This is a genomic window from Gracilibacillus salitolerans (assembly GCF_009650095.1).
GTDB classification, from domain to species: Bacteria; Bacillota; Bacilli; order Bacillales; family Amphibacillaceae; genus Gracilibacillus; species Gracilibacillus salitolerans.
Window position 1 is genome coordinate 4,969,924 of sequence record NZ_CP045915.1, and the last position, 13,492, is coordinate 4,983,415.

The 13,492-nt window shown below is 36.7% G+C and carries 6 protein-coding genes; all 6 read right to left on the reverse strand.

Annotated elements, in window-relative coordinates:
* Positions 1–807: 807 nt before the first annotated feature.
* The gene (locus GI584_RS23220) at positions 808–2,250 is read right to left on the reverse strand and encodes a glycoside hydrolase family 1 protein (protein WP_153792796.1); all 1,443 of its coding nucleotides are present in this window, start codon (positions 2,248–2,250) and stop codon (positions 808–810) included.
* A 12-nt stretch (positions 2,251–2,262) separates the two neighbouring features.
* Complete coding sequence (locus GI584_RS23225) at positions 2,263–3,699, reverse strand: 6-phospho-beta-glucosidase (protein ID WP_100358502.1); 1,437 nt, start codon at positions 3,697–3,699, stop codon at positions 2,263–2,265.
* Positions 3,700–3,751: 52 nt separating this feature from the next.
* Complete coding sequence (locus GI584_RS23230; protein WP_153792797.1) at positions 3,752–5,665, reverse strand: beta-glucoside-specific PTS transporter subunit IIABC; 1,914 nt, start codon at positions 5,663–5,665, stop codon at positions 3,752–3,754.
* Positions 5,666–5,912: 247 nt separating this feature from the next.
* Positions 5,913–6,764, reverse strand: coding sequence for a BglG family transcription antiterminator LicT (gene licT, locus GI584_RS23235; protein ID WP_153792798.1), 852 nt, complete (start codon positions 6,762–6,764; stop codon positions 5,913–5,915).
* A gap of 596 nt (positions 6,765–7,360) precedes the next feature.
* Complete coding sequence (locus GI584_RS23240) at positions 7,361–10,699, reverse strand: DUF5107 domain-containing protein (protein ID WP_228552311.1); 3,339 nt, start codon at positions 10,697–10,699, stop codon at positions 7,361–7,363.
* Between the two features lie 14 nt (positions 10,700–10,713).
* Positions 10,714–13,488 carry a glycoside hydrolase family 2 protein gene (locus tag GI584_RS23245; RefSeq protein ID WP_153792799.1) on the reverse strand — a complete coding sequence of 925 codons (2,775 nt, stop codon included), beginning with the start codon at positions 13,486–13,488 and terminating at the stop codon, positions 10,714–10,716.
* Between the last annotated feature and the right edge of the window lie 4 nt (positions 13,489–13,492).

A 13,492-nucleotide genomic window follows, 5' to 3' on the forward strand; every position in this document is an offset into this window, starting at 1 on the left:
ACTTTACATTTTTGTTAATCATACTTTATAAGCAATCCTCCTTTAGTAATTACAGTTAATAAATCGCTTACATCGAGAAAGAAAAGAAACAGCACTCATACATTAGGTTACTATAAATATATATCATACTCAATATTTATGGTCATAATATAATAAATTTATTAATAAATGATGAAATTGTTTCTGTATACGTTTAGTTTATTAAAAAGACCTGTAAGATTTATATCAAAGGTATCACTGATCAAACGAAATAGACCTCCCTATTAACCACCCAAGTGACTAAGAGAGGTCTATCAAAAACAGATAGCAGTTCCCTCTGAGGAACAGCTTATCCATAACCTGTCGTTTGCAGCAATTTTATATTTTCTTATTCTTAAAAAAACGCAGAGCGCCCGTATATTCAGGCATACAGGCTACTTCAATCCAATATTCATAATAAGGATTATCTCATCAATTTCAATTCAGCTTGTTCATTATAAATTTTGGTACTTATCCTCTTTTTTAGTTCCAAATTTAAGATATTGGGTTTCACTTTGGTACTTAAACCGGCTTTAAGTACCATATTTGATCGTTTACTTTCTGGTTTTGGTTCTTAATCGTCTTTTAAGTACTATTTTGATTTTGCGCTTCGATATTTTGGTACTTATTTTTTTAGGCTGACAATTTATACTTTCGCCCAAGGGCATTAGGGCGATTCGTGCAGTCGCCTATTTTCTAGGCGTTCGGAGTAAGACAGCCGCGCAAATTTTATACTTTCTTGCCTTAGAACAAAAGACACCCTGATCAAACCGGGTGTCTCCCAATCTTTTATAATTTTTCTCCATTACTTTCAATCACATCTTTATACCAACAGAACGACTTTTTGCGACTTCTATCTAATGTTCCTCTACCTTCATCATCTTTATCGACATAAATAAAACCATAACGCTTAGACATTTCACCGGTTGATGCACTTACTAAGTCAATGCAACCCCAAGCAGTGTAACCCATTAAATCTACACCGTCTTCGATAGCTTCACCCATGGCAGCAATGTGGTCACGCAAGTATGCAATGCGATAATCATCATGCACAGAACCATCTTCTTCTACTTTGTCATATGCACCTAAGCCATTTTCCACAACAAACAGGGGTACACGATAACGATCATATAATTGGTTCAAGGCAATTTGTAAACCGGTTGGATCGATTTCCCATCCCCAGTCACTAGCCTTCAAGAAAGGATTACGAACACCTGCCATAATATTTCCGTCTGCATTCTTTTGATCCGATTTATCTAATTTTTCGGTGCGAGACATGTAATAGCTAAATCCAATATAATCTACAGTATGTTCTTTAATTAATGCTAAATCGCCTTCTTTTATGTCTAATTCAATGTTATTTTCTTTAAAGAAACGCTTCATAAATGCTGGGTATTCACCGCGAACTTGAACATCTGCACAATAATAATTAAACAGACGCTCTTCTTCTAAGGCATACATCACATTTTCAGGATTTGAATCATAAGAATAGACAGGAGCATAAATAATCATACAACCAATTTGTGCATCTGGAATAATTTCATGACAAGCTTTCACCGCTAAACTACTTGCTACAAATTGATGGTGGAATGCTTGGAATGTTGGTGTATATTTATCCTCTTCCTTTTCAATGGAAAAACCTAAGCCCATAATTGGCATCACTAAACCACTATTAATCTCATTAAAGGTCATCCAATATTTCACTTTATCTTTATAACGATTAAAAATAGCTTGTACATAACGCTCGAAGAATGTTACAACCTCACGACTTCGCCACCCACCATAATTTTTTACTAAATCTACTGGCATCTCATAATGCGAAATCGTTACAACTGGTTCAATGCCGTGCTTGTGTAATTCATCAAAGACTCGATCATAAAAAGCTAAGCCTTCTTCATTCGGTTCTTTTTCATCGCCTTTTGGAAAAATTCGTGTCCAAGCAATGGACATACGGAATACTTTAAAACCCATTTCTGCAAATAACGCAATATCTTCTTTATAGCGATGATAAAAGTCGATTGCTTCATGGTTGGGATACGTATATTTTTCTTTATCGATTTCAAAATTAAATCCTGGTTCTTTTAAAATATTTAAACGTCCTTTTCCACCTGGTAGGACATCTGCAATATTCAATCCTTTATTACCTTCATGAAAGCCACCTTCGATTTGATTAGCAGCAGTAGCTCCACCCCATAAGAAATTTTTTGGGAATTGATATGTTTTACTAGACATCATGTTGCCTCCTTATTCTACATTTTCTCCATTCGATTCAATCACTTGTTTATACCAATCAAAACTTTGCTTCTTACTTCTGCTCAACGTTCCTTTTCCATCATTATCACGGTCTACATAAATATAGCCGTAACGTTTTTTCATTTCGCCTGTTGAGGCACTTACGATATCAATTGGTCCCCAACTTGTATAACCAATGATTTCCACACCATCCTTCAGTGCTTCCCCCATTTGTTTGATATGCTCACGTAAATAAGCAATGCGATAATCATCTTTTATTTCATGATCTTCATTCAATTGATCAACCGCACCTAAACCATTTTCTACTACAAATAACGGTTTTTGATAACGATCATATAGTTGATTAGCGGTAATACGGAAACCTTTGGGATCAATCGTCCAACCCCATTCAGAAGCTTCTAAGTATGGATTAGTGATCGAATCAAATACATTTCCCGCTGTCTGATCTTTTAATACTTCTGGATCTGTACTAGTAGCCCGAGAACTGTAATAACTAAATCCAATATAATCCACGGTATACTTCTTTAATAATTCTTCATCATTTGGTTCGATCGCAAGCTCAATATCATTCTCTTCAAAAAAGCGCTTCGCATAACCTGGATATTCACCACGAGACTGCACATCAATAAAGAAGAATGATTCACGATCTTGATCCATCGCTTTTTGGATATCATCCGGGTTACAAGAATATGGATACGTCATACCGGCTGCCAACATACAACCGATTTGTGCGTCAGGAATGATCTCATGACCTGCTTTAACAGCTAAAGCACTTGCAACTAATTGATGATGAGCTGCTTGATACATGACTTGCTGTTTGTCTTCATCTTCTTTAAAAATAAGCCCTGCCCCAACGTATGGTAAGTGTAGCAGCATATTTATCTCATTAAATGTTAACCAATACTTCACTTTATTTTTGTACCTAGTAAAAACGGTTTTAGCATATTTTTCAAAGAAGTCTACTACTTTTCGATTTTTCCAACTGCCATATTCTTTCACCAAGTGAACCGGTACATCAAAATGGGCCAATGTCACCACTGGTTCAATTCCATATTTGTTTAATTCATCAAACACGTCATCGTAATATTGCAACCCTGCTTCATTAGGCTCTTTGTCATCTCCATTTGGAAAAATACGTGCCCAAGAAATAGATAGGCGAAATGATTTAAACCCCATTTCTGCAAAAAGGGCAATATCTTCTTTATAGCGATGATAGAAATCAATTGCCTCATGTGATGGATAGAATTCATTTTCTTGTGGAGTATAGTTTTCCACTTTCCCTAACATAATCGGAAAACGATTTTCACCTGTTGGTAAAAGATCGACCGTTGTTAATCCCTTTCCATCTTTTAAATAGGCACCTTCTACTTGATTAGCTGCTATAGCTCCACCCCAAAGAAAATCTTTTGGAAATTTATTTATCATCATTCAGTCCCCCTATTGCTATGGGAAAAAGGAGCCTTTGAGAGCCCCTTCCCCTTTATTTAGATGTCAATTCAATAACAGTACTTTCTGAAGTTACACTAGATTGTTCTATTATTTTTAGTTGATATTGGTCATGGTTCGTTACAACTACTGGTGTCGTAATCTGAAAACCAGCTTTTTGAATTCCCTCTATATCAAATGTTAGAAGTTCTTGACCTTTTTCTACTCGTTCTCCCTGTTGCAGGGATGTTTCGAAATATTTCCCATCAAGTTGAACCGTATCTAAACCAACATGAATTAAGATCTCCGCACCATTATCAGAGGTAATACCGATCGCATGCTTTGTCGGGAATAAAGCGGAAATGGTCCCTGAAACAGGCGATACTAACTTACCGTCTGTAGGTTCAATTGCAATGCCTTTTCCTAGAGCTCCGGATGCGAAAGCAGTGTCATCAATTTCTTCTAACTTTCTCATTTCTCCAGTTAAAGGGCTTGTTATTTCCTCGCTTTTTACTTCTGTTTCACTATTATTAGAAGTCTCCTCATTTGCTGATTCTTCTTCTGCCTCTTGCTTTCCAATACCTCCAAAGAAATACGTTAGAACAAATGCCAATACCGCTGCAACAATCATCGCAATAATAGAAGCTACAAAGGATAGATTCAATCCTTCTTCAGGATGAATAAAACTTGGAATTTGGAATACACCTAGTCCTGCCATATTGTAACCAATCGTTCCAAACACACCTAATATGGCACCACCAACAGCTGATGATATGACGGTATAAATAAACGGCCATTTAAGTGGTAACGCAACCCCATACATACCTGGCTCTGTTACACCAAATATCGCTGAAACAATGGCTGGTGGCGTTAATGTTTTTGTTTTTTGATTTTTCGTTCTAATGATAACAGCCATTAAGGCACCCGCTAATGCAAATGAGTGTGCAAATATTAAAGCTAAAATTGGATCTTGACCAAGTGTTGCAAAGTTATTAAGAGCGACTGGTACAAGGCCCCAATGTAAACCAAACATTACAAACACTAACCATAAACCACCAATAAAAATACCGGCAATAATTGGACTTAAATCATAAATACCAACACTTGCTGCCCCTAATAATTGACTTGCCCAAGTGGCAATAGGACCAATGATAATAAAAGTTAATGGTATAATAATAAGCATAGTTAACAATGGTACTAGGAACATCTTCAATACATTTGGAACTACTTTAGCAAAAGTTGTTTCCAATTTAGCTGCAAAGAATGTTGCTATGATAATCGGAATAACCGACATCGAATAAGTCATTAAAATAACTGGTATTCCAAGAAATTCAATATATACAGGTGATTCGAACATCGTTCCTGCAAATAGCGTGTACAATGGCTCGCTTGCTCCTGGTATCCCTTCCAAATCAGGATAAACCAATGCCATCGCTATAACCATACCTAAGAACGGGGTTCCACCAAATTTTTTCATTGCGGTATAACCTAAAATCACTGGTAAGAAGTAGAATAGTCCATCTCCAATTGCATTTAGAATTTGATAGGTTCCACCTTGTTCATCTAATAACCCAACTGCTACAAATAGTGCATTAAAACCTTTTAACACACCAGATGCTACTAATACAGCAAGAATAGGCGTAAAAATACCAGAGATCATATCGATAAAACGATTTAACAAACTGCCTTTTTCTTCGTCTTGATCTACTTCACCTTTTGCTTCAAATCCACCTTCAGCAACTACTGCTTTATAAACATCTGCTACATGATTTCCAATAACTACTTGATATTGACCGCCGCTTTTTCGAACGGTTACAACACCATCCATTTTATTTAATGCTTCTGTATTCGCTTTACTTTCATCTTTTAATTTAAAACGGAGTCGTGTAATACAATGAACGACACTGTTTACATTTTCTTTTCCACCAACATGTTGAATAATATCCCTTGCTAACTGTTGATATTTCATGATCGTTTCACCTCTCTAATTAATGTTTTATGAAAGCTTTCATTTTTCATGTAAGGGGTTTATTTAGAGCAAATAAAAAACCTGAATGAACTGGATCATACACACATAGTGATAGCTATGCGCTTCCAATTCATTCAGGTTATGCCCAATAAGGTAACATTCCTTACTTTTCCTATAGGTTTTGTACATTTAATTTATCATCTTCTTTCTTGCTTGTCAATCATAAATTAAATCGCTTTCCCCATTTTTAGTTAGTCTTTCTTTGTCGATAGGTAACGCGATGAATATGGATTGTCAAATATACCATATCATCCTTGGTTAATACCCAATTGAAATTCTTTTCTAAAAATGTTGCTATTTTTTCTGTACATTTGTATGCTTGGTGATATTTACTTTGTACTTGCTCATAAAAGAATTCATCAATTGTCTCTTCAATATGCTCTTCACGTAAAAATCGCACCGTAAAGAAACGCAAATGAGTTAAAAACCTTTCATAATTAATAGAGTTCTCATCTATTTCTGTTTTATAATGATATTTCACGATATTTAAAACCTTGTTGACAACATCAGTTACCTGGACGGCCATTTCCATGTTTTCCCCAGATAGCTGACTATTGATTAAGTGTAGAGCAATTGATGCTGCCTCATCTTCATTCATTCTTATACCGGTATACTCTTCAATAATATCCAATGAGTGCAAACCAATGTCAAATTCTTTTTTATAATATTTGCGGATCTCGAATAACAATGTGTTTTTTAGCTGAATGCCTTCCTTCATTCTTGTTATCGCAAAACTGATATGATCTGTTAATGCAATATATAAATAATCATTCAACTTATACGGTAAAATCGACCGTGCATATTCATAAATTTCAGAAGCAATATCCAAATATTTATCTGACGTATCTTGTAATAATTGATTTAGCTTTTCACTTGTTCCGGTATCTTGTAGGACAAAATTCTTTTCAATTTTATCTTCATCAATCCTTTGTCCCACTTTTTTCTGAAATGCTAAACCTTTCCCCATAACAACTATTTCTTGACCATGTTGGTTAGTAGTGACGACGACATTATTATTTAGCACTTTATTAATTTTCATATCAGTCATCCTTTTATTCGATATTTTTTTGGACGCTAAACCTATTTTACCCCAATGATAAAGGAAAAAATTAATTAAAAAAACCTAAGCTATGGAATAATACATACTCCTCCCATCTAATTCTGGGCGATGTACTATTCAATAACTTAGGTTTTGCCTGCTTGACCAGTAACAATCCTAAAATCACACAATAATTTTGTAACCGCTTTTATAATTAATTATAACTATTTTTAAACAGATGTCAAGGGTAAAAAGCGGGACTTTTCAATCAGTGGGGGTTTTTGACCCCACTGATTGTTAACGAAACCTATCAGGGAGTGACAGTCTGTTTATTCCCATTAACATCAAAATGATAGCTAAGCATCTTGTACGAAACTTATCTTTTTGGAATATTATAAAAAAAGAGTGGTACCCTTCACCATTTTGTGATGGATACTACTCTTTTTTGTTTAAATAAATGGCTTTAGTCTCAGCCCATCTAAATGAAAACCTATGCCACCAAATTAATTAACTATAAAGTGATACTTATCAGGGTGTTAGTGTTCATTACCCCCACACTTAGCTTCTTTGATTTACTTGAACCTTAAAGTGGGGTTTTAAGGACGATTAGCACCGTGATAAAATCTATCGAAATGTTGTAAATGCCATGCTGCCCCTTGGTGACTTGGATTTAATTCCAACACTTGGTACAAAAATTCTTTTGTTTTTTCTTTGTTTTGTAATCCCATATATCCTAATGCCATCATGAAGAAGCAATGAACTTTATTTTTTTGCTCCATATCTTCATCAAATACGAGAAAATCAGGTAAGGATACAGCAAAGTAATCAATTTCTAATGTCTTGAATAATTGTGTTTCACCGTAATCTATTAGTTTATTAAATGTACCATTAGCAAGGTTACCATCATTTAATTGGCGGTGTGCAAGTCCTTGATAAAAAATCATCTCTGGTGGTTGGTCATTGTAATACATAGCATTAGTAGGATCACCAAGTCCGTGCGTTGCTTCTTTAAAATAGTGTGTCGATTCTTCTTTTTCTTGATTAAATGAATGGGCTATACCAAGCCAATAGTTTATATCATTTTCCTGGGCGCCGTGAAGCTTGCCTTCACCTAGGTTTTCAGGAAATGTTTTCGCTTTTTGTAATAGACTTATTGCTTTACTATATTCTTGATTGTCCATTGCGGCTAATGCAAGACCGATATGGGAGGTAGTATATTGTTTGGTGATTTTCCCTTCTCCGCCTTCCCATGGATGGAATATTCTATGCTGAATCAAAGGTAATGTTTCTTGATAGTTTCCTAGAATATGTTGAAGCGTGATATATTCAACAAAAAGATCATCTCGTTCTTTCACGAGGTCCATGTGTTTTTCCATGATGTTGATCCGTTTTTCTGGTGAATGGCCTATCTTTTTGTATAATTGATCCAATTCGTAGAACACTCTTGCATCTTTTTTGTCTAGGCTGAAGGCTTTCTCTAATACTTCTTGAGCTTTTTCCTGATTGCCTAATTTATTATAATAGTAAAAAGCTAGGTTGCGAAAAGCGGTAGGAAAGGTATCCTCTATCGCAATCGATTGTTGCCAATGAATCGCGGCTTCTTCGTACCTTTTTTTATCATACATAAGATTACCAAGATAATAATGTGCCTTATCTTGTTCTGCTACGGTTTCTAATGCATCGTTTAGTACGAGATAATCATATAAATGATTAGGGAAACAATAGTCTGATGGCTGTTGGTTTGCTTGTCGATAATAGCTTTTTGCTTGACCTAAACGCCCCTGATGGTGAGCTGCATAACCAAGATAATACCCGATCATTGGGTTCGAGTCAGTTTTTATCGACGTAAGCAATAACTCGATATCTGCAAATCGTCCTGATAAAAGTAGGTCCTGTGATAAATAAAGGTAATTGCGGGTTTCCCCTCGTGTGATCTTCTCTAATGATTCCCACGCTTCTGTAGCTTTTTCTTTTTCTTCGAGTTCGATATAAATTAAATACCGTTCATATCTGGCACCAAAGTCAACTGGATCTTTTTTGATAGTTGTTAAAGTATCATCAAGCGCTTGTTCTAGATTACCTAATTGGCGGAGGCATGCTGTTCTTAGATTGCGTATAATCAGATTGTTTTGATTGATAAGAAACGCTTCATCAGCATGACTTCGTGCTGTTTCCACCTCACCGTTTTGGTAAGCGATCATCGCGAGATGACTGATCGCTTTATCCTTCCAAAGACCACTCCATGTTGCTTTGTAAAATGTGCCATATGCTTCCGTTGTTTTACCTTGCAATTGTAGACTTACACCAAGGTAGAAGTAGGGCTCCATTTCATATGGATTAGGATTGTGCCTTGTTAACGTCTCAATTGCTTTTCGTAAATGTTTTTCACTTTCTGATAATTGTCCCCTTCTTAATAGTAACTGTCCGTATGCATTATTCATACGATAATCACTAGGATTTCGACGGAGACCTTCCAAATAATAATCGTCAGGCTCAAATGTCGCATGACGGTATTGTTCCAAATGCTGACCAGCGAGGAAAAGATCCTCATTATGTCTTAATTTTTCTGGAGCTTCAATCGCCTTCGCTGCTTCTGGTATTTCTTCAATGGCTGGTGCTTCTGCTTGAAATTCCACTAATAGGCTATCATTCTCTGAGAAAACCTGGATCAGATAGTCATGAATTTGATCAGTTTTGTCTACTTCGAACGTTTTTATCCAGCCTTTTCCAGGTGTGGAGTTAAACGTAAACTCTTGAAAAGTTTTACCCTTATGCTTAATGATCAATTTGACGTTATGGAAAGCTGAGGTTGTATAGACACCAGCAGTTAGTACCCCAGCATTTAATGTTAAGTTTACTGCTGCGTCTACACTGGCATTTTTGATAGCGCCTATATCTTTATATGGCATAAAATATTGTGTGAATTGCTTTTCTTCATAAGGTTGTATCCAGGTAAAGTCAGGCTGATTATCGGTGAAGACGCCTGTCATCAGTTCTACATATGGACCATTCTCATCCGTTAGGTTACGATCCCATGCTTTACCAAAATCACCTCTTCCCCATGTCCATTGTTTTTTTCCTGGTGAAATGTGGCGATTAGCAACATGGTAAATACCAGATTGCTCTTTGAAATCATAACTACCAACGAAATTATAATCAGAGTGGTGCACCATATAAGACGTTGGTACAGGAATATTCTTATACTTCGAAATATCCGCACCTGCTGAATAATCCATTTTGTAATACTCACCTGTAGCAATTGGGAATTTCGATACATCTCGCTTCCCATGATCAAAGACAAAACGAACGTCAGGTGGAAAAATAGATTGCGTATGGTCATTGACTGGAATAGCTGGATTCGCCCACCACAAAAAGGTTTGTGCCTGGCTGGTTCGGTTATATAATTGACCGGTGATTTCAATGACAGCTTTGTTAGGATGAAGCGTAAAACCTGCCATACCTTTCGTTCCATACATCCGATCGATTTCGCTCATCCAAACCGTTTGACTGCCATTTTGATTCGCTTCTATCGTATATTCGACTGGACCAAATGTATTGGGACGGTGATGTTGTGGCCAGTTAAATTCAATTCCTCCCGAAATCCAAGGCCCTGCCAGTCCGACTAACGCAGGCTTGATGACTTCATTGTAATAAACAAAATCATACTCATTCGTCTTATCAAGCGCACGATAAATACGGCCACCTATTTCCGGCATTAATTCTACGTACAAGTATTCGTTCTCTAATATGACTAATCGATATGTTTTTTCTTCTTTTTGATCATATATCTTTTCAATAATCGGATGGGGATACACTTTTCCCGAACTTCCCTGATAGACTCTTTTTTCTAAAAACATTGGATTTTTTTCTGGTTTACCAACTGGGTAAGTCGGAATCGTTACATCCCGCTCATACACTTTTACTTTTGTTGTCACAGTATCCTTCCTCCTTATCGATGCACAATAGCTGTTACTTTGAAAACACCTAATAATTCGCTCATCGTAAGTTGTGCTGTCGGCTCAAACTGATTACTATTTATATACTCTATAATCTCTAACAATAATGTTTGTGTTTCTGGACGTTTTAAATCTGCGGGTTGCTTGCATTGTAAACTTGTTACAAATAATTTCCCTCGACCTACTTTTGCTTCAAACATATAAGCTAATCTTTTTTGCCTGTTAAAATTATCGATTACTTCAATTATCGGCTCAATTTGTGGAACACTGTCTATGTTTAAAGCACCGACTTGGTTGACCAAATGGAACCATTGCCAATTGGAAAAAGGGTCATGCGGAAACTTTTTTAATACCGGATGCTCATGTATTTTCATACCCATTGTTGTACCTTGTTGCTCTGGAAACCATAAATAATTCCAAAAGGTCGGAAGATATCTTGTCATGATTTCATCCTGTTGGTTTTCTGACATCAGCCATACTGTTCCACCATCTACTACATGTTGAATCACATCGCGTGATAATTGATCTGATATCACGAGGTCAACATTTGGATCCTTTTGAAAACTGTGTTGAACAATGCTTATTTTTTCTTCAAATCTGGCTCCATTAAGGACAGATCGTAATGCAGGTATATTAGTCCAGATTCTGCTTGTATTGTTTGGCAGCGCTGTTCTTGGATAGACCCAATAATCCCAATCGTTCACAGCTAATACTTCGGTATTATTGGTTAATCTGACTTTAAAGTTCAGCGATTTAGCTTTGTCCGCTTGTAATGGAATCTGGATGATCTCTACAGGTTGTAGGCCTTGACCAGTTAAATGGATCCCGCCTATTTCACCGGAATGAACGATTTGATCTCCTTCTGTTAATTGCCATTCTATATTCAGATCGTGGATGGCTTTACCGAAATATGATATATCGAGTTGTGCAGTCATTGTTTCCTTATGATAAAATGTTCTCTTATCGCTTCTCGCAAGTAGCACCATATCATTACTAAACTGTCGAAATGCACTCGGAGAAATAATTCCTTTAGCATCCCAAAAGACATCTAGTATGCCGACTGTTGCATGTCCTTGACCAGGGAAGTCGCGAATATCTAATAATTGAATACCTGATAAGCCAGGTGTTCTTCTTGCTTTCTCAAAAGTTTCTTTTATAGATCGTGCTAAATGTACGCCCGTTGCTTCGATGAATTCATCTACTCTTGATTGTAGTCCTTTTTTAGCGAGTGATTCTTTGATTGTTTCTAACCAATGTGGCTCTAAGATCCCTTGATATTTCTCTTCCTCTTCTGGTCGGACGTACATGGTAAATTGCCCATGCTCATGAGCAATTAGTGGTTTTGTTTCAAGTTTCGTTACCTCTCGGTAGTCAGTTGTTGTATCAGGAATGGCAGCATCATTGATGTGATAGGGAGGATGCCAATTCAACGTTGGTATAAAGAAATCTCCTGCACGATCATGACTAGGTAACTCGCCAAAACCTGTATTATCGGTATAAAGTCTAGTGTTGTCTATTCTTTTTGCATGGTGCACCAATTCATTTAGTTGCGGATGCCCCTCTTGACTGATCAATTCATTTCCCATCGCAAACATGACGAAAGAAGGATGTCGATGTAGCTTCTCTAGAATCTCTTCCAGCTCTTCTTTATAAAAATCGTGTACGTTTGCCGGTGCATTGATTTGACGTTCGCGATAATAAACACTCCAATGGGGTAATTCCGTTTGGACGAGCATTCCCTCTTCATCTGCTGCTTCCCAAAATGGTTCTGGTGCCGTCCATCCATGTAAACGAACATGATTAAAACCATATTGCTTTGCTGTTTGAAATTGCATCTTATAATGTTCTTTATCCCATACTGGATAGCCTGTTTGCGGGAACACACAGCAATCGACATAGCCATTTAAAAAGATTGGCGTGTCATTGATGAGAAACTGCTGATCGTTGGTCGCAAAGGAACGCACACCAAATCGAACTTCCTCTGTTTGTCTGCATTGATCATCCTTATACCATTCCACCTTATATACGTAAAGATTTGGTTCTTCTGGTGACCAATTTTTCAATTTTTGATGATGATTGAGTTGTACAGTTGTCTGCTGATTCATTAATTCCATTTGTTCGGAAAGAATAGTATTTCCTTGTCTATCTTCTACACGATGTTTTATCGATAATGGCTCACTAGGTTGATCAAATAAGTCAACAGAAACTCGCAATTCATGATGGTCCGCTTCAACCTTTACATGGCGGATGCCATTTTTAGGTTTAGCCACAATATGAACACCACCTGTAATGCCTCCCCAATTCGTACCTGTATGATAGGAGTGAATATGACTTTCTTGCAGTTCCATTTGCATACGATTGTCTAGTTTAATGGAAATTCTATTCGTCGAACCTACTTGAATATGATCGGTTATGTCATATTTATGAGGTATACTTAAGCGATTATTTTCAGTGATTAGTTGACCGTTAATCCAAAGCTCTGAATGCCAACGAGCACCTTGGATATGTAATTGTAAGTGGTGGTCTTGAAAGTTATCGGGTATCTCGATTTCTTTAGAGTACCATGCGATACCTTCATATTCACGTTTCTTTTTCCATGTACCGATTGGAAAATGATCAGATACTTCTCCAAATCCTTGTTCTTCAATAGAGCCTGGAACTTGAATCCCATCAAAAAAATTATCCGGTTCCATTGTCTCCTTTTTTTGGTCTGTCATTAGTTTGAATTGCCATTCGCCATTTAAGTTGAGTGTGGTCTGATTAGACATAACA